The organism is Brochothrix thermosphacta DSM 20171 = FSL F6-1036, assembly GCF_036884295.1.
GTDB classification, from domain to species: Bacteria; Bacillota; Bacilli; order Lactobacillales; family Listeriaceae; genus Brochothrix; species Brochothrix thermosphacta.
Genome location: NZ_CP145608.1, coordinates 2120226 through 2139913, shown reverse-complemented (window position 1 = coordinate 2139913; position 19688 = coordinate 2120226). Strand labels below are relative to the sequence as shown.

The window sequence follows — 19688 nt, the reverse complement described above, 5'->3', positions numbered from 1 at the left end:
CGCCATGGTTGATTTTGAAAAGGCAGAGATTGTAAAATCTCTGCCTTTTAATTATTTTAGTGGAATAGATGATAAAGTAGCAGCGAAAATAGATGCTGGGGAAGATGTTATTGATTTAGCAAGTGGTAGTCCTGATTTGGCAATGGATCCAGCTGTTTTAGCTGCGATACAATTAGCTCTTACAGATCCAAGTAACCAGGCTTATCCGCCGTTTACGGGTAAAGCAAAACTTAAACAGGCAGTAGCTAACTTTTATCAACGGATGTATGGCGTAGTAATAGATGCTGAAAAAGAAGTGATGATTGTTAATTCATCGGGTGTAAGTGTAGTTGCTGTACCACAAACGCTTTTGAATCCTGGTGATACCATTTTATTAACTAATCCAGCTTATCCACCGTATTTTGCTGCTGCAAAATTGGCGCAAGCTGAAGTATATGAAATGCCAGCACTAGCTGAGAACGCTTTTTTACCTGATTTTGAAGAAATTCCAATTGAAGTAGCTAAGAAAGCGAAAGTAATGATGTTAAATTACCCTAATAATCCAACAGGTGCCGTGGCAACGACAACGTTTTTTGAAAAAGCGATAACATTTTGTGAAAAGTACCATATTGCACTTATTCATGACTTTGCTTATGCAGCAATTGGCTACAATGGTGTTAAACCATTGAGCCTAATGCAAATGGGTAATGGAAAAAATATCGGAGTAGAATTGTACACAGCTTCCAAAACATTTTCGATGGCAGGTTATCGTTTTGGTTTTGTAGTCGGAAACGAATCAATTATCTCCGCTTTTAAAAATTATCATAGCAATGCTTACAGTACTGTTCCTGGTTTTATTCAAGATGGAATGACTGCAGCTTTAAATGGCTCTTATGCTAAAATTGAAAGCAATCGTCACATTTATGAAGAACGTTTAAACGCCTTAGTAAGCGGATTACAAACAATCGGTTGGAAGGTAGAAGCGCCACAAGGCTCACTTTTTGCATGGTTTAAAGTGCCGAAAGGATATACTAGTGAAACGTTTGCCGATTGTTTATTAGAAAAGGCAAATATTGCGGTTGCACCAGGTTCTGGATTTGGTTCTGAGGGGAAGGATTATGTCCGTGTGAGTGTGTTACAAGAGTTACCGCGTATTCATGAAGTGATTGATAGAATCGATAAGCTTAATTTGTTTTAGAAAGTAAAAAGAGGTGACTTATCCTACATCAATATAAATGATCACAGTATAAAATCACTTTTTATTTTATCCACGGTCTACTTATAATATAAAAAAGAAGATGCATCTAAAATGCATCTTCTTTTTAAGCAAAAATGAGTAAAGCAATCAGTAGTATTGTCACACAGAGATGTAACCATTTGTGTAGCATCAGTATAGCGATGTATTCTCTAACAAAGGCAGTGGGTAAGTAATAAGGTGCCGTATGAGCACCGATGCCACCACTATCAAGATGAACACGTTTGGCAAAAATACCAGCTCGGAATGTGTGATAATTATTTGTAACAAAAATACTAGAATAGGTATCTTTTAAACCATCCATTATTTTTTTAGAGAAGCGTAAGTTTTCTTCTGTAGTAGTGGATTTATCCTCGATAATAAGGTGTTTTTCAGGGATGCCCTGCTCAATTAAATAATGTTTCATTGCGGTTGCTTCAGCAACTAATTCATCAGGTCCTTGACCACCAGAAACAATAATCAGCGGTGGCGTTGTACGATGTTTTTGCTTAAGATAAAAACGTTTGGCAGTATTTAAGCGACTAGCTAGCAAGGGAGTCACTTTATCCCCATTTAATCCACAGCCAAGAACAATGATGAAATCTTGGTTTAATCTTGGGCGATTTAGCTGGTAAATCATCGCTGAAATAAAACAATTAAAAAAGATGAAAATATAATAACCAACAATTAAAATAAAAGCTGCATATATTCGTTGAATAGAAGGTGCTGCTAAAAAGCGTTCAGTAAAAGTGATACTGATAAAAATAATCAATACGAGTCCAAAAGCTAAGGATAGAATATTGGGTAATGTGCGGCCTTCTTTTTTTATAACAACTAATCCATTAAGAATTAATGCTACCCCAATTAAAATAACAAATACACGGGCACCAATAAAACCATAATAGATAATTTTAGTATTGAGATCATCTAAGGTCCATATAGAGACTAACCCAAATAATAAAATGAAGAGGCCTATAGTTAACAAAATAGAATTGCTAACGCGCCGATTATCAATGGCATTAAAAATAAAAAAGAGACTAACAAAACCTAATCCGGTAATTAAAAAAGCAAACACAGAAAGTCACCACCTATTTCTTTTATAATTTTATTATACTCTATTTGTATAGGAAAGAACTTACAAATAATACGCTTCATGATAGAATGAAAGGGAGTCGAAATAAAGGAGCGATATAAATGAAGCCACGAGCAATTATATTCTTTGATTTAGATGGAACATTATTAATAGGACCAAATCAAATTGATGAAAGTTCACTTGAAGCAATTAAATTATTACGCCAAGCAGGGTATTTACCTGTTATTGCAACAGGGCGGGCAAGGCACGAAATTGAAAGTGTACTTGAACAAACGGGGATTGAAGCTCTAATAACAATGAATGGTCAGTATGTGGTAAATGCAAACGAGCTGATTTATTCGAATCCACTTAAAGTAGCAGATATGAACGCACTAAAAGAAGCGGCACTATCTAAAAATTATAACGTCACCTATTATAGTGATGCTGAAATAACATCGGAACGCGCCGATGATCAGTGGACAGAATTAAACTACCAAAGTTTGCATAGTAGTTATCCACAACATCGTCCACAGTTGTATACAGAAAAAGAAATTTATTTAATGTTATTAATGACAAAAGAACCAGATCCAGAGTTACTCACAGGTTTTCCACAATTTAGTTTTTTAAGAAACACACCGTACGGATATGATGTTGTACCTAAAGGCGCTTCTAAGGCAGTTGGTATTTTGCAATTTATTGAGCAACAAGGGTTTGAAGGTATTCCGACATATGCATTTGGCGATGGTATCAATGATATGGAGATGTTTAAGTTGGTTGATAAGGGTGTTGCCATGGGAAATGCGGTGGCGCCTTTGAAAGAAATTGCACATCATATAACCGATGATTTTAAACAGTCGGGCATTTATAATGGTTTGAAACACTACGGATTGATATAGGAGGACACAAATAATGTATAAAATTATTGCACTAGATTTAGATGAAACACTGTTAAACAATGAAGGTCAATTATCACAGGTTAACAGAGAAGTACTGATAGAAGCGCAATTAGCAGGTAATACTGTGGTCTTAGCTTCCGGGCGTCCTTTTGATGGAATGACAAAATTAGCAAAAGAATTACAATTAGAACAACATAACGGTTATATTTCAGCGTATAATGGAGGTTATGTGTATAATTGTGAAACGAAAGAAGCAATCTTTGCCAATACGATTCCTGTGGAATTAGCACAAGAAATGACGAAAGAAGCAATCACTAGAGATATTGATATCCTTACATACAGTGAGGGAACCATCTTAACGCGACGTCCTAATGAATGGGCAACCTATGAAGGTGGACTTGTGGATATGCCTGTATTCGAAAAGGAAGATATGGTAGAGGCAATTAACCATCCAGTAAATAAAATGATGTTTTTAGCCGCATCAGAAGATTTAGATGTTGTTGAACCACTCATCAAGGCTGTATTTGCGGATAGACTACAAGTTGTTCGTTCAAAGCCATTCTTCTTAGAATGCACTATGAAAGGTATTACAAAAGGTGCTAGTTTAGACGTATTAGCGAAGTCTCTCGGTTATACGGCAGAGAATGTTATTGCCTGTGGAGATAGTAACAACGATGAGAGTATGATTAAATATGCAGGTTTAGGTGTTGCAATGGCAAATGCCAATGACAATATTAAAAATTTGGCTTCTTATGAAGCGCCGAGTAATGCTGATGATGGTGTTGCAGCGGTTGTTCGTAAATTTATGTTGAAGCCGTAATATAAGAAAAGAGGAACAATACATGTTAACATTTGAACAAAAAGAAGCAATTATCGATCAATTTTCAGAATTAAAAAAACAACCGGTCTCATTGAAACGTATCAACTATCATTATGAAGAAAGTGAACAAGAAAAAACAATCCTTGTCCGACACTTACATCCTAATGGTAACATTTGGATATATGCACCTTTCTTAGCTATGGAAGAAACAGATGATAAAGGTTATGTTAATGGGCGTGACTACTCAGAAAAGCAATTAATTGCAGCTGTACAAGCGGGCATTGATGAATTACAAAAGGATGAGTCTGGTTTTAAAGCAGACTATAAAGAAACTTGGGCCAACACGCGTTTACATCAAAAGTTAATTTTAGCGCACGAAAAAGATATGTGGCAAGTATTGACTGATGATGGTAACATTGAGATGGCTTTTTATGCAAAAACCGCAGCTGAGAGTTATTTGGAAGATGAAGGTTTTTTCAAGAGTAACGATTAAATTAAAATATTATCAACAGTCTATGCACACTTGTTGAACAAAACGAAGTTCTATCGAGATTTTTTCGATAGAACTTCGTTTTTTTATGGATAATTAAATAATAACTAGAGTTATCCACAGCTATAATCAAGTTATCAATCAAATGTTTTTTTGAAATAACATTGACAAAGAAAGCGATATCATTTATATTATTAAAGACACTTTATTAATTAGTTTTATTAAGTTATACAAGTAATTTACTTGAGAATGGAGAACAAGAATGACGACCTTATTAATTATTATTTATGTAACATTTATTAGTTTAGGCTTGCCAGATGCAGTATTAGGTTCATCTTGGCCACGTATGTATATGGACCTGAATTCAAGTATTGCTTCAGCAGGTCTAGTTGCGATGATAATCTGTGGTGGTACCATTATTTCTAGTTTGTTCAGCGCACGTCTCATCAATCGCTGGGGAACAGCTCATGTTACTATCGTTAGTGTTTTATTGACTGCAATTGCGTTAGGAGGTATTGCTTTTGTACCGAATTTTATTTGGTTATGTCTCTTAGCTGTGCCACTAGGTCTAGGTGCAGGTGCAGTGGATTCAGCATTGAATAATTTTGTGGCACTTCACTATAATGCGAAACATATGAACTGGCTGCATTGTTTTTGGGGGATAGGAGCAACATCAGGTCCATTGTTAATGGCGCTCTTTTTAATGAAAGATAATGGTTGGCGCACGGGTTATCTAGTGATTGGTGTGCTACAAATTATTTTGGTCTTGGTACTATTTATAACGCTTCCGATGTGGAAACGTGCGAAAATCACAACTGGTCCAAGTGAAGTAAAAGCAGAAGTCAAAATAAGTGTCTTATTAAAAATTAAAGGTGCTAAATCAGCTTTAGTTGGTTTTTTCTGCTTTTGTGCAATCGAAATGACAGCGGGTCTTTGGGGCAGTACATATCTTGTTCTATACAAAGATATCTCGGTAGTTACCGCAGCTAAGTGGGTCTCATTCTTCTATATCGGTGTTACTGTAGGACGTTTTATAGCGGGGTTAATAAGTGTGCGTGTGTCCAACATCAATATGATTAGAGGGGGACAATTCCTGATTATCGTGGGTGCGACTTTGATGATTATTCCATTAACAGATCAATTTCAATTGATGGGCTTTATCATTCTAGGTTTAGGTTGTGCACCGATTTATCCCTCAATGTTACATGAAACACCTCATCGTTTTGGAAAAGAGATTTCGCAAGGTATCATGGGTATACAAATGGCAACAGCCTATATTGGGAGCACCTTTGTACCACCATTAGTTGGTTATGCAACCAATCGTGTGGGATTTGGAATTTTCCCGATTGTCATTTTAGGTTTTGTTGTTCTAATGATGTTATCCACAGAAAATATTAATCGTATTTTACGGAGACGTAAAGATACAGCGTTAGCTGGCAGCTAACAAGTAAAGAAGTATATTCATCAAATAATAGTAATATAAAGTTTTTGAAGCTACAATTAAGCCGAGCTAGGTCGTTACTTCTTGGTTTATCGATGACGTTTAAAAAGCTTTTAAGAAATTGCTATATTTGATTTTGAATATAAAAACAGTTTGATATTACTTTGTTTACAAGATTTCCCGACAATGACTTGTCGGGATTTTTTTATTCTTTTGGAATATTCGAGTTGTTCGAAGCCTACTCATATTTATGTTATGGTTAAAAAGAGGGGTGATATCATATGCAAGAGAAAAAAGTTATTCAAGAAGGAAAAGCAGTTCTCAATGAAATGAATGCCACATTGCTAGAAATTGAAGATCTCCCATTGAAAAAAATTGTCCGAGCGGGAATGAAACAACTAGAAGAAGTGGAAACTGCACCTCAGATTATTTTAAATAAGATTGTTACTGATTGTTATCGTGAAATTATTGAACGCAGAATTCATATGACACAAGAAAGTGAGATGTCGCTAATGAAGTTGGGACATATCTCACAACAAGGTGGCTATGATTTTAGTTATGGTGAATGGTGGGGACATCGTAAATAAATAAAAATTGTTGTGCACACTATTAACAATTTTTTGTTAATAACTTTTTTAAAAGGGACTTTTATTTTTTTCAATTTATCGCTATACTAGTAAAAACTGTTAAAGGGGCTAAGGGAATGACAACTATAAAAAAAACAACGCAACATGCAATTGCTACAGCAACAAAAAAAATTAGTGCTGATAGTATTATAAAAAATGGGAATGTTTTAAATGTATTCGATGGTAGTTGGTCACAACAAAATATCGCTATTGCGGGTGATAAAATTGTAGGTATAGGGGATTATCACGAAGCTAAGCATATCATTGATGCAACAGGAAAATACATTGTTCCCGGGTTTATTGATGCACATGTTCATATAGAGAGTTCGAATGTGACGCCCCAAGAGATGGCACGGATATTATTGCTAAACGGTGTTACTTCAATTGTGACTGATCCACACGAAATTGCGAACGTTGCAGGAGTTGACGGGATTAGGTTTATGATTAAAGAGGGTGAAAAAAGTCAATTAGACACGTACTTTATGCTACCATCATCTGTTCCTGCTGTATCTTTTGAACACGCAGGTGCAATTCTGAAAGCTGCGGATTTAAAACCGCTCTATCAAGAAAAAACAGTTATTGGTTTAGCAGAAGTAATGGATTATCCAGCAGTTTTTAGCGGTGAAGAAGATATGATCCAAAAAATAACTGATGCATTGGTTTCAGGTGGGCATGTTGATGGCCATGGTGCGGGTTTAACAGCAGAGCAAGTTGAAATATATATGGCTGCTGGTATTCGAACAGATCATGAAAGCACAACAGAAGATGAAGCACGTGCACGTATGTTAGCAGGAATGAATGTATTTATTCGCGAAGGTACGATTACCCGCGATACGTTGAATGTAATAGGTGCCGTAACTCCCTTAAATTCACGCCGTTTCTCTTTTTGTACCGATGATAAATTAATCAGTGATTTAATGACAGAAGGCTCTATTAATTATTCGGTTAAGTTAGCAATCGAAGCGGGGATTGCACCAGAAATTGCTTACCAGATGGCATCATTAAATGCAGCAGAAGCACACCAATTGACTGAAATAGGAGCTATTGCAGCAGGCTATCAAGCGGATATTGTAATTTTAGACAATATAGAAAAAGTAAAGATTGATACTGTTATTAAACGTGGTCAAGTTGTTGTTGTTGATGGTGAACGAGATGAGGCTTTATTTAATCAGCAAAAAGCTACATTTAAGTCGCCAAAAATTGAACATCAGGTTAAAAAAAATGACTTAGTATTGCCGTTGGTCACAGGAAAAGTTAATGTGATTGGGATTCAGCCAAATCATGTTGAAACAGATCATCTTCACTTACAAGTTACACCAGATAATGGTGAATTTAAAACGGATTATCAGCAAGATATTGTTAAAATGGTTGTTGTTGAACGCCATCATGGTACGGGCTGTGTTGGAGTCGGGCTTGTAAAAGGATTTGAGCTTAAAGAAGGAGCATTTGCGACAACTGTTGCTCATGATTCACATAATATCGTGGCTGTTGGAACGAGTGATGAGGCAATTCTTAAAGCGATTGCTCATGTGACTGATATTGGCGGTGGTATTGCAATGATTGATGGAAATCTTAGCGTACTTGCTGATTTACCTTTACCGATTGCGGGTCTTTTATCGGATCAACCCTATGAAATTGTAAATGATCAATTAAAAGGTCTACATACTGCATTTGAATCAATTAGTACGGCAAGAGGATTTGACCCAATGCTCACATTATCATTTTTGACATTACCAGTTATCCCAGCGTTGAAGCTTACAGATCAAGGTTATTATGATTTTTATAGTGCCGCTTTTATTCAAGTCGAACAATCAAAGTAAAATGAAAGATAGTTGTTAGAGAATAGAGCAACCCCCCTGGAATATATTCCAAGGGGGGCTTTTTTTATTTCATCGTGTCGCCATTGTATAAATCAGTTTCGATATGTAGTAGGCGATAAATGTATTTTACTAAAACTTTTAAAACAGAGTAACCTGGAATCGCAAGTAATATCCCAACTACACCGAGCAAATGTCCGGCAATTAAGATAGAAAAGAGAATTGTAAGTGGGTGAGCATCTAGTGAGCGTCCCATAATTTGAGGTGTTACAAATTTACCTTCAAGGAACTGCACACAACTCCAAACAATAATCAGTTTAATCAGCATTGCGGGTGAAGTAATTAAAGCTAAAATTAAAGCTGGTGAAATTGCAATGATTGGTCCGAGGTAAGGCACGATACTGGTTGCACCTGCTAAGACCGCTAATGTGAGACTGTTAGGCATTCCGATAATTAAATACCCAATATAAAATAATATTGCCAGCACTAAAGCAACAAACAATTGTCCACGTACATAATGGCTCACTTTGTCATTCATATCGCGTAACATTTGAGACAACATTGGACGCCATTTTACTGGAAAAGGTTTGATAAGAGCGGGTAACAATTTTTTATCCGCATCTTTCAACATATAGAACAGCACCAATGGAATTGTAACAATTGTTAAAACAACTGTGGATAAGGCACTAAAGAAAGAAGATGAGCCAGCAAAGAAGTTCTTCGTCCATTCTAAGCCGTTGTTAGAAACTAAATTTCCAAGATTATTTGTTGCTGCATCAATCTGTTCTTTATAGCGTGAAAGAACGCCAGTGCTTGAAAGCTCATTAAGTTTATCTTCTAATACTTTAATATAGCCAGGTATATCATCAATTAATTCTAGAATTTGTTCTTTTACAACGGGAACAATCCAAAAGCCTAACAAAACAACAATTCCAATCATTAATAGAAAAATAATGGTTGTTGCTAACCAGCGTTTTACTTTATGGTGTGATAAAAACTTAACGACTGGGTTTAATACATAGTATATCGCACCGGCAATGAGGACTGGAAAGAACACAGTTTGTATCACTACTGCAAGTGGATGGAAAATAAATGATATTTTTGTTAAACCAATGATGTTAAGAATTAGAAGCAATGAAACAATTAAACCGATGACATAACGATTGTTTAAAAAGGCTTCTTCGAATGATGTTTTTTGCGTTTGTTTCATGTTGTCTCCCCCTTAGTTGTTAATCAATTTATGTAGAGTGAATATAATTAAAAATAGGTGTTCTTACCCTTAATTATTCCCTTACTTTGTTTACTATAAACGAAAACAAGACGCCATTCAATATAGAATGGCGTGTTAAGTAATTATTTTAAGATGGGTGCCGTTTTTTTTGCATAATGCAACAATTCCAGACTTATTTCATAGCGTTGGAAGGGTGTGATAATATAAATGCCATTAAATTTTTCTAAAATAGCATCAATAATTTCTTTTGAAATTTCCAAACCAACTTCTAAACTACGATTATCAACATCAGCTTGTTTCATACGGCCTCTGACCTCATCCGATAAGCGAATACCTGGGACTTCGTTATGAAGAAATTCTGCATTACGACTAGATAGAAGTGGCATAACGCCGATGAAAAAGGGTGTTGTAATGTTGTGTTCATTTAGCATATCGGCTAATTGATGGACTGTTTCAACATCATAAACAGGTTGAGTAATGAAATAATCTGCGCCATAATCAATTTTACGTTGGATGATTTTATAAGCTTGTTGTAATTTTTTTATATTAGGATTAAAAGCCGCCGCCACATTAAAATTGCCTTTTTCACCCAACGATTTACCAGAATAGGATAAACCATCATTATAGCGCTTGATAAGTTGTACCAATTCAACACTACGTAAATCAAAGACAGACGAAGCACCGGGGAAATCCCCAACTTTTGTAGGGTCACCTGTAATTGCTAATAAATCATGGATGCCAAGTTTATGCAGCCCCATAACGTGAGCATGTAATCCAACTAAGTTATGATCACGGGTAGTAATGTGTATTAAAGGACTGTGGTTGTATCGTTCTTTAATTAAAGCCGCCAATGCTAAATTGCTAATACGTGGGGAAGCTAACGAATTATCCGAAATAGTAACAGCATCAGTTCCTTGATTATAAAGAGCTTGTACGCCTTTAAAAAAAGTCTCAGTATTAAGGGTACGCGGAGGATCAAGTTCGACTAAAACAGTTGTTTCTGTCAGGACTTTATCAACCAAACGTTTTCCTCTGAATTTTTTTGGTTTGGTAAAAACGACTTCATCAGGCAATGGAATGACTACTTTTGTATCAACTGGTGTTGTAGACTCAAGGCCTTTACGCAGGTTAGCAATGTGAGCAGGTGTAGTGCCACAACAGCCACCAATTAAATGGGCACCTTGTAAGCGAAAGCGTTCGGCATATTTTTTGAAATAGCTCGGCTCAGTTTGGTAAATGATTTCACCATCTTCGACAGTGGGTAAACTAGCATTTGGATAAACTGCGAGTGAGGCATTAGTGAGTAAAGGAACACCTTCTAAAGCTTTAATCATATGATAAGGACCTAATTGACAGTTAACACCAACAACATCAGCTCCTAAATCAGCCAATTCTTGTAGGGCAATATCAAGACGAGTCCCATCCTGTAAAATCCCGACCTCATGAATAGATACATTAGCTATGATGGGAATATCAGTCACTTCACGTGCGATTTTTAATACCGTTTTTAACTCTTCAAGATCATAGTATGTTTCAAGTAATAACCCATCTACACCTTCAAGTAATAAAAGATAAAGTTGTTCCCTGAAAACTTTTTGAATATCATCGAGTGATGTTGAACGTAAGTGGACGGGTACATATTCGGCATTAATGCCCCCGATATTTCCAAGTAAGAAACCACTCCCGTGTATTTTAATGGCTTCTTTAGCGAGGCGAACACCTGCTTGATTAATTGCTACAATGTCTTTTTCCAGACCATAACGAGCTAACTTTAAAGTATTTGCGCCATAGGTATTTGTTTGAATAACATCAGCTCCAGCTCGCAAGTATGCTAAATGATAGTCACGAATTTGGTCAGGCTGTGATAAGTTGAGAGAATCAATAGAGGGGCCATGACCATGTGTGTGATCATGTTGTTTTAATAAAGTACCGATTGCACCATCAGCAATTAAAACATTATTTTTTAGTGAATCGCGTAAATTTGTCATGGTTTAAGCTCCTTAAAGATAGGATAAGGCATTATCTAGATCAGCAATTAAGTCTTCAACGTTTTCGAGGCCGACTGATAGACGTAATAAGCCGTCAGTAATACCGCGTTCTTCACAATCTGTAGTGGACATCGCTGCATGTGACATCGTTCTTGGATAAGAGAGAATGCTTTCCACACCACCCAGGCTGACTGAAAATACAGGGAGTCGCAAGTGGCGATGGAGTATCTTCACTTGTTCCTCTCCGCCAATATCAAATGAGACGATTGCACCGCCATTTTTCGATTGCGTTAAATGAATGTGAGAGAGCGGGTGTGTTGCTAGGCCCGGATAATACACATGAGTTACTTTTTTATGAGAGATGAGATAATTTGCTATTTTTTCAGCAGAAGCGGTTTCAACATCAAGACGTGCACCCAGTGTTTTGATACCTCTTAATAAGAGCCAAGAATCGGCAGGACTTAACACTGCACCAAATGAATTTTGGACATTATAAACTTGTTCGCCAAGTTTTGCTTCATTAGTAACAACTAATCCAGCTAATAAATCGCTATGCCCGCCTAAAAACTTAGTTGCGCTATGTACAACTAAATCAGCGCCCAATAATAAGGGTTGTTGTAAATAGGGTGTCATAAAAGTATTATCAACAAAAACCTTCACTTTATGTTGATGCGCTAATTCTGCTGCTGCAGAGATATCAGTCACTGAAAGTGTTGGATTTGAAGGCGTTTCGAGATAGAGAACTTTTGTATGTGGTGTAAAAGCGGCAACAACAGCATCCAAGTCTTGAGGATCAACAAAAGTAGCAGTGATCCCGTAACGTGGTAAATGTTGTGTTACAAAACGGAACGTTCCACCATAAACATCTTGAGCAATGACAAGATGGTCACCATGAGATAGCGTTAATAAAGCTGCTGAAATAGCCGCCATACCTGATGAAAAAGCAAAGCCACGAGTGCCGTGTTCAAGTTCAGCGATTGCAGTCTCTAATAATTCGCGTGTAGGGTTACCAGAACGGCTGTAATCAAATTTGCCAAATTCAGAAACACTTGTTTGATGATAGGTACTTGTATGGTGAACCGGAGCGACGATAGCACCTGTAGTTGGATCAATTTGTGTTGTTGCTTGAATTAATTGTGTTTGGATTGAATCTGTCATAACAATTCCTCACTTTCAAGTGCTTGCTTTAAATCAGCAATTAAGTCAGCGCTATCCTCGATACCCACAGATAAGCGTAAAAGATGTTCATCAATCCCACAAATTGCTAAATCTTCAGCAGACATATCCACATGTGTTTGCGTTAATGGATAGGTAATAAGACTTTCCACACTCCCAAGACTTTCTGCAAAACTAAAAACAGTTAAGGATGAAAGCAATGGCCCAACTTTTGAGGCATCTTTAATTGAAAAACTAAGCATGCCCCCTTGGCCAGGATAGTAGACTTGTTCGATGCTAGGGTGAGTACTTAGATAGTTGAATAAAGCCTGAGCATTTTCTTGATGTTTTGCCATTCTTAAAGCTAATGTTTTGAGTCCACGGATGAGTAAAAAACAATCAAAAGGTGCCAGTGTAGCACCTGTTGTATTGAGGTTAGCGCCTAGTGTTTTCGCTAAGGCATCGTCATTACAAATGACAGCCCCTGCTAGGACATCGTTATGCCCGGATAAATATTTAGTTGCACTATGAACAACGATATCTGCCCCAAGTTGAAGCGGTTGTTGTAATAGTGGTGTATAAAATGTGTTATCGACACAAACTAATATATCGTGTTTATGCGCAATTTTAGCAATCGCAGCGATGTCTAATTCCAACATTAAAGGGTTGGTGGGTGTTTCAATCCAAATTGCTTTCGTTTCAGGAGTAATCAATGCAGATATATCACTGTTCAAATCATCCCAAAAGCTAAAGGTTATACCTTGTTGAGCTGTTAATAAATCAAAATAGCGTAAACTACCACCATAAGAGTGATGTGAAGTGATGATATGATCGCCTGTTTTAAACAATGACATAACGAGTTGAATAGCTGCCATGCCAGAACTAGTAGCGACGGCAAATGAGCCGCCCTCCAGTTTAGCTAAAGCTTCCTCAACGACAGAACGTGTGGGGTTCGCAGTCCTTGTATAATCAAAGCCCGTTGATTCTCCTAATGCAGGATGGGCATATGTTGAAGATAAGTAAATCGGTGTTGTAATTGCACCTGTTTTTTCGTCATTTCTATTACCAATCTGAGCTAAAAAAGTGTCGATGTGATGTCCCATTGATATCGCCTCCGTGAGTATTAGTTATAGGCTTTTCTAATTTCTTTTGTAACATCGACCATTGTTTTTAACGCATCGATTGTTTCAGATTCATGACGTGTTTTAAGACCACAGTCAGGGTTAATCCAGAATTGTTCAGGTGGAAACACTTGCAATGCACGAGAGATATTTTGTTTGATTTCTTCCGCAGTAGGAACCCGAGGGCTATGAATATCATAAACACCTAACCCGATTTCTTTGTCATAAGTGTGGACTTCAAATGCTTCGATGATATCACCATGACTTCGTGATGTTTCAATTGAAATAACATCTGCATCTAGGGCTGAGATAGTATCAATGATGTCGTCAAATTCGGCGTAACACATATGTGTATGAATCTGTGTTTCGTTTTTAACACCAGCAGTAGTTAATTTAAAAGCATAAACAGAAGCATCTAAATACTTTTTCCATCGTTCTTCTTTCAAAGGTAACCCTTCTCTTAAAGCAGGCTCATCGATTTGGATGATACCAATACCAGCTTTTTCTAATGCGAGTACTTCTTTACGTAATGCTAAACCAATTTGGTTGGCAACTTTATCTACCGTGATGTCATCACGAACAAAAGACCAGTTTAAAATTGTGATAGGAGCTGTTAACATTCCTTTGACTGGTTTCTCAGTTAGGGATTGTGCATAAACGGTTTCTTCAACAGTCATTTCTTTTTCGAAGGCAATGTCACCAAAGATGAGTGGTGGACGCACTGCGCGAGAACCATATGATTGTACCCAACCAAATGTACTTGCTTGGAAGCCGCTTAATTGTTGACCAAAGTATTCAACCATGTCAGTACGTTCAAATTCACCATGAACTAAAACATCTAAATCAAGACCTTCTTGAATATCAATCCAACGTTCAGTTTCTTCTTTAATGAATGAACGGTAGTCAGCTTCTGTGAGATTACCTTTTTTCCAAGCCGCACGTTTTTGACGGACAACAGCTGATTGCGGGAAACTACCAATTGAAGTTGTAGGTAATAGTGGCAAATTAAGTGCTTCATGTTGTAATAAAATTCTTTCAGCGTAAGGAAGCGCACGATTAACTTCTTCACCTTGGATGCTAGTTAATTCAGCTTCAACCGTTTGATTATTTCTAAAGTCAGCTTTTTGTAACGCTGTGTATTTTTCAAAACTATCATCCAATTCTGTTTGAATAGATGATACACCATCACGAACAGCCTTTGTTAATAGAACAATTTCATGTAATTTTTCATCAGCAAAAGCTAAGCCGTTTACTAATGTTTTTTCGAAGGTGGTTTCATGTGCGACTGTAATTGGTACATGTAATAGTGATGATGAAGGTTGAATAATAAGTCGTTCAGCAGGAACGTTTGCTTGAATTAAAGTCAGTAAGGCTAATTTATCTTTAAGATTAGAACGCCATACATTACGTCCATCAATAATTCCAGCAGCTAATATCTTATCTTTTGGGAAACCAAATTGTAAAAGTGAACGTAAGTTATCACCGTGATCTGCCACAAAATCAATCCCAAAACCGTCTGCTGGTAATTCTAATATCGCTTCGTAATGATCTAAGCGTTCGAAATATGTTTGTAAAATCAATTGAATTGATGGGGCAGCCTCTTTGAAAGCAGCGATAGATTTTTTGTAATAGTTCAATTCTTTTTTATCTGTAAGAAGCACTAAATAAGGCTCGTCTAATTGAACTGTTTGAACACCAGCAGCTTCTAATTCAGCGAAAATCTGTACATAGACAGGAATAAGAGCAGTAAGCAGTGTTTCAAATTGATCTTCTTCATAACCTTTTGCAAGTTTTAAGTATGAAATGGGGCCAAGTATAACGGGTTTAGTTTCTAAACCTAACTCATTTTTTGCTTCGTTATAATAAAATAAGGGGCGATTAAAAGTTAATTGAGGTCTTGCATTGTCTAATTCAGGTACGATGTAATGATAATTTGTATTGAACCATTTAGTCATTTCAGAAGCAACGGCATCTTTGTTACCACGGGCAATTGCAAAGTAAGTTTCTAATGGAACTTCACCATCTGTATATTTGAAACGTTCAGGAACAATTCCCAATGTCACTGAAGTATCTAAAACATGATCATATAGTGAAAAATCTCCCGATGGAATTTTATCAATACCTGCATCCGCCTGTTTTTGTAAACTTGCTAAACGCAATTCTTTAGTTGTTGCAAGTAACTCTTCTTTCGATGAACCATCATTCCAATAGCTTTCTAACGCGCGCTTCCATTCTCTTTTTTCTCCTAAACGTGGGTATCCTAAACTTGAACTTTTGACTGTCATAATGATCAATTCCTCTCCAATTTATAATGATAACCTCACTTCAATTAACAAACCCCGTCCCAAAAGAAAAGCCTCTCTATAAAAAACTATAGAGAGGCGAATCGTAGCTGCAATAAATGATGTGCTCGATTTCTCTCATTTTTCAAGGAAAAAAGATTCCTTGCAGGATTTAGCACCTTTTCATCGAAATGAAAGGTTGCCGGGTGTCATAGGGCCAGTCCCTCAACCACTCGTAATAAGAGTTGTATATGAATTTGTGAATGTTATTGATACTGATATTACACTTGTTATTTTCAGAAGTCAACAATAATTTAGAATATTCTAAATGTTACCAATATTAAAAATAGATTAGTAATAAGGCAATCATAAAAAAGTGATATCAATGTAAGTGTTTCCAATTGTAAAAAGGTCTATATTACTAATGCAAATAGGAGTATACTAAAAAGCATATTATCGGAATTGTCAGATAATTCATTTAAAGGGAGAGTGTTTTTTTATGAAAACAGAAACAATGAAAGAAGAAAATATGCGTTTTATCGATTATGTTTATCGTGTATCGGCGGGAGTAGCTAACGCTGTTTTAGTAATGTTAGGAATTGGTTTATTAATTGAAACGATAGGTGGTTTTCTTAATTGGCCAGCTTTTATTGGTATCGGAACAATCGCTAAGTCACTATTAGCACCAGCATTTGGTGTGGCAATCGCTTATCAACTTAAGGGAAATACATTAGTGGTATTTAGTTCAATGATTGCAGCAACAGTAGGTGGTGCTGCCGTACATTTTGTGGAAGGTGCCAATGCTGCAACAGGTGGAGTAGGTTTGGTCTTCGTCTCAGGGCAACCAATATCAGCAGTTTTAGCAGGGATAATTGCAACGTTAGTGGGTTTATGGTTAACAGGTAAAACGATTTTAGATATGGTATTTATTCCTTTTGTTGCAGTTGTTGTGGGGGGCGTAGCCGGATTAGGTCTAGCAGCAGTAACTACACCACTTTTAGTCGATTTAAGTGGTTTTATGGCACAATCAATTACTGTGTCTCCACTATTTGGTTCAAGTGTTATAGCGTTAGTCTGGAGTATTTTGTTAATGACGCCAGCATCTTCAGCAGCACTGGCAATTGCATTACAATTAGACCCAGTATCATCAGCTGCTGCATTGATAGGTTGTACAGCACAATTTGTTGGATTTACGGTAATGTCTTTCCGACAAAATGATTTAGGTGGTAATCTTGCACAAGGATTAATTACTCCAAAAGTACAATTTCCAAATCTTATCAAACATCCACAACTAGTAGCTGGTCCATTTTTGGCCTCTATTATTTGTGCACCTATAGCGACAACCGTCTTTCATTTTAAGACGAGCTATGAGTTAGCGGGTCTGGGTTTAAACTCATTGATTGCTCCAATAGCTATTTGGGGGAAACAAGGTAATAATGATTTCTTTGTCTATCTATTAATGGGGATTGTACTTCCAGCTATTATTACATTTATTGTTCATCAAGTGATGTTGAAATTGAAGTGGGTTAACCGTAAAGATCTTAAGATGGAGGTCATGTAATAAAGGTGTTTAGTCCTTTTCATTTTTGTTAACTTGCTAGTGTTCTATGTGTATTTAGGGTATGATAGCTATAAGTCAATAAAAAAAAGGACGGAATGCGTTAATGTATGAAATTAAGAAATGGGCAGTGAGTAATATTAACAGTGGAACACCATTGTTAACGAAAGAAATGTTCTATAACAAAGTACCTAAAGAAGAAGGTGCTGTTGTAGAATTAATGGATGAAAAAAAACATTATGTCGCAACTGCGCTTGTAGGTAAGCAAAATAAAGGTATCGGTTGGGTTATATCTAATAAACAGAACCAAGTATTCGATTATGCTTTTATTTTAGGCAAAGTTAGAGCAGCAGTAGATAAAAGAGAAATGTTATTCAAATCTGAAGAAACGACAGCTTTCCGTGTCTTTAATGGTATTAGTGATGGCATTGGTGGTTTAACAATTGATTGGTACGATGGCTTTGCTTTATTTAGTTGGTATAGTGAAGGACTCTTTCTACATTCAGATACAATTTATTCTGCGTTTGAAAAAGTTATTTCATATAAAGGTATCTACGCTAAACGACGTTTTGGTGAAAATGGTCAATTCGTTGATGATGATAATTTTGTCAAAGGTGAGATAGCTCCTGAACCACTAATTATAAAAGAGAGCAATATTAACTTTGCGACGTATTTAAATGATGGTGCTATGACGGGTATTTTCCTTGACCAACGTGATGTACGACGTTATATTATGGAAGAATTATCTGCTGGCAAGCGTGTTCTTAATACGTTCTCATATACTGGTGCTTTCTCTGTTGCAGCTGCAATGGGTGGTGCTATACATACAACAAGTGTTGATGTTGCTAACAGAAGTCGTGCTAAAACAGCTGAACAATTTGAAGTTAATAATCTTAACCCTCAGGATCACACAATCATGGTTGAAGATGTTTTCCACTACTTTAAATACGCAACTCGTAAAGAACTGGAATTTGATTTGGTTATTTTAGATCCGCCAAGTTTCGCAAAAACAAAAAAAGTAACGTTTAGTGCAACTAAAGATTATGGTACTTTGCTAGAACAGGCAATCAATATTACAGCAGTTAATGGGTATGTTGTTGCTTCAACTAATCACAGTGGAATTACGATGTCTGATTTCAACAAAACAATCAAAAATTCGTTTGCCAAACAGGGTCGTAAGTATCATGTAGAAACAACTTTTGAGCAACCAGTGGATTTTGCTTCTATTAAAGGTTATCCAGAAAGTGCTTATTTAAAAGTAGTTATTCTTAAAGTATTATCTTAGAGGAATAGAAAGAGGGTGGGTTGACTATGACGACAACGACACAAACAGCAAAAAAAGTATCATCTTACAATCTGGCAGAAGAAATTGCAAATGCTATTACACATGGTATAGGTTTCTTATTGAGTATTCCAGCATTAGTGTTTTTAATATTAATTGCTGTTTCTAAAGGTGGAGCCATGCATGTTGTAAGTTTTACAATCTATGGTGTTTCACTAATGGTTTTGTACTTTTGTTCAACAATGTTGCATAGCCTACCACCTTCTAAAGTGAGGTATTTCTTTAATATTTTAGATCATGCTGCTATTTACCTCTTGATTGCCGGATCTTATACGCCATATGCGTTAATAAGTCTAGGTGGTGCATTAGGGTGGTCATTATTTGGAGTTATCTGGGGAATGGCTATTTTAGGTATAGTATATAAAATTTTCTTCTTAGAAAAATTTCGTATACTTTCGACAGTTATATATATCATAATGGGTTGGGGTATTGTTTTTGCGATGAAACCACTCTACGAAGCAATAACAGGCGACGGTATTATATTGCTAATTATTGGCGGGCTAGCTTTTACGGTAGGAGCTGTGATTTACAGTTTTCCAAAAATAAAATTTGGTCATGCAATTTGGCATTTATTTGTATTAGCAGGAACGGGTTTTATATACTTTAGCGTATTGTTATACGTGTAACTGAAAAGAA

16 protein-coding genes and 1 riboswitch are annotated in these 19688 nt (G+C 36.5%); of the genes, 10 read left to right on the top strand and 6 right to left on the bottom strand.

Annotated elements, in window-relative coordinates; translation table 11 throughout:
* The first annotated feature begins 4 nt into the window (after positions 1–4).
* A complete protein-coding gene (locus V6S17_RS10675) occupies positions 5–1177 on the top strand; it encodes an aminotransferase class I/II-fold pyridoxal phosphate-dependent enzyme (protein WP_029091761.1) in 1173 nt (390 codons plus the stop codon).
* A gap of 124 nt (positions 1178–1301) precedes the next feature.
* Here the strand turns inward: V6S17_RS10675 and V6S17_RS10670 are convergent, their stop codons facing one another.
* Positions 1302–2288 (bottom strand): YdcF family protein, encoded by a 987-nt coding sequence (locus V6S17_RS10670; protein ID WP_036027414.1) that lies wholly within the window; start codon positions 2286–2288, stop codon positions 1302–1304.
* A 119-nt stretch (positions 2289–2407) separates the two neighbouring features.
* Between V6S17_RS10670 and V6S17_RS10665 the strand changes: the two genes are divergently transcribed.
* From V6S17_RS10665 to ade, 6 genes are all read left to right on the top strand, one after another.
* Positions 2408–3181: a Cof-type HAD-IIB family hydrolase gene (locus V6S17_RS10665; RefSeq protein WP_029091763.1), complete on the top strand. Its 774-nt coding sequence runs from the start codon at positions 2408–2410 to the stop codon at positions 3179–3181.
* Positions 3182–3194: 13 nt separating this feature from the next.
* Entirely contained in the window at positions 3195–4001 is an 807-nt protein-coding gene (locus V6S17_RS10660; protein WP_080712928.1) for a Cof-type HAD-IIB family hydrolase, read from the top strand.
* 22 nt (positions 4002–4023) lie between these two features.
* Positions 4024–4494, top strand: a complete 471-nt coding sequence (locus tag V6S17_RS10655) for a hypothetical protein (RefSeq protein ID WP_029091765.1) — start codon at positions 4024–4026, stop codon at positions 4492–4494.
* Between the two features lie 259 nt (positions 4495–4753).
* Complete coding sequence (locus V6S17_RS10650) at positions 4754–5935, top strand: MFS transporter (protein ID WP_029091766.1); 1182 nt, start codon at positions 4754–4756, stop codon at positions 5933–5935.
* 278 nt (positions 5936–6213) lie between these two features.
* A complete protein-coding gene (locus V6S17_RS10645) occupies positions 6214–6519 on the top strand; it encodes a hypothetical protein (protein WP_029091767.1) in 306 nt (101 codons plus the stop codon).
* A gap of 116 nt (positions 6520–6635) precedes the next feature.
* Positions 6636–8378, top strand: coding sequence for an adenine deaminase (gene ade, locus V6S17_RS10640; RefSeq protein WP_029091768.1), 1743 nt, complete (start codon positions 6636–6638; stop codon positions 8376–8378).
* Between the two features lie 64 nt (positions 8379–8442).
* On the opposite strand, the gene V6S17_RS10635 is transcribed toward ade, so the two are convergent.
* The 5 genes from V6S17_RS10635 to metE form a co-directional block, all read right to left on the bottom strand.
* Complete coding sequence (locus V6S17_RS10635; protein WP_029091769.1) at positions 8443–9585, bottom strand: AI-2E family transporter; 1143 nt, start codon at positions 9583–9585, stop codon at positions 8443–8445.
* A 143-nt stretch (positions 9586–9728) separates the two neighbouring features.
* Positions 9729–11594, bottom strand: coding sequence for a bifunctional homocysteine S-methyltransferase/methylenetetrahydrofolate reductase (locus V6S17_RS10630; RefSeq protein ID WP_029091770.1), 1866 nt, complete (start codon positions 11592–11594; stop codon positions 9729–9731).
* 12 nt (positions 11595–11606) lie between these two features.
* Positions 11607–12752 (bottom strand): trans-sulfuration enzyme family protein, encoded by a 1146-nt coding sequence (locus tag V6S17_RS10625; protein WP_029091771.1) that lies wholly within the window; start codon positions 12750–12752, stop codon positions 11607–11609.
* The gene (locus V6S17_RS10620; RefSeq protein WP_029091772.1) at positions 12749–13852 is read right to left on the bottom strand and encodes an aminotransferase class I/II-fold pyridoxal phosphate-dependent enzyme; all 1104 of its coding nucleotides are present in this window, start codon (positions 13850–13852) and stop codon (positions 12749–12751) included. Before V6S17_RS10620 ends, V6S17_RS10625 begins: the two co-directional genes overlap by 4 nt.
* 20 nt (positions 13853–13872) lie before the next feature.
* Positions 13873–16158 carry a 5-methyltetrahydropteroyltriglutamate--homocysteine S-methyltransferase gene (gene metE, locus V6S17_RS10615; RefSeq protein WP_029091773.1) on the bottom strand — a complete coding sequence of 762 codons (2286 nt, stop codon included), beginning with the start codon at positions 16156–16158 and terminating at the stop codon, positions 13873–13875.
* 129 nt (positions 16159–16287) lie between these two features.
* A riboswitch (SAM riboswitch) is annotated at positions 16288–16397 on the bottom strand.
* 254 nt (positions 16398–16651) lie between these two features.
* Here metE and V6S17_RS10610 point away from each other — a divergent pair.
* The 3 genes from V6S17_RS10610 to trhA all read left to right on the top strand — a co-directional run bounded on the left by V6S17_RS10610 (position 16652) and on the right by trhA (position 19678).
* Complete coding sequence (locus V6S17_RS10610) at positions 16652–17713, top strand: PTS transporter subunit IIC (RefSeq protein ID WP_373453435.1); 1062 nt, start codon at positions 16652–16654, stop codon at positions 17711–17713.
* 103 nt (positions 17714–17816) lie between these two features.
* Complete coding sequence (locus V6S17_RS10605; RefSeq protein ID WP_036027416.1) at positions 17817–18995, top strand: class I SAM-dependent rRNA methyltransferase; 1179 nt, start codon at positions 17817–17819, stop codon at positions 18993–18995.
* A gap of 26 nt (positions 18996–19021) precedes the next feature.
* Entirely contained in the window at positions 19022–19678 is a 657-nt protein-coding gene (gene trhA, locus V6S17_RS10600) for a PAQR family membrane homeostasis protein TrhA (RefSeq protein WP_029091776.1), read from the top strand.
* Positions 19679–19688 lie beyond the last annotated feature (10 nt).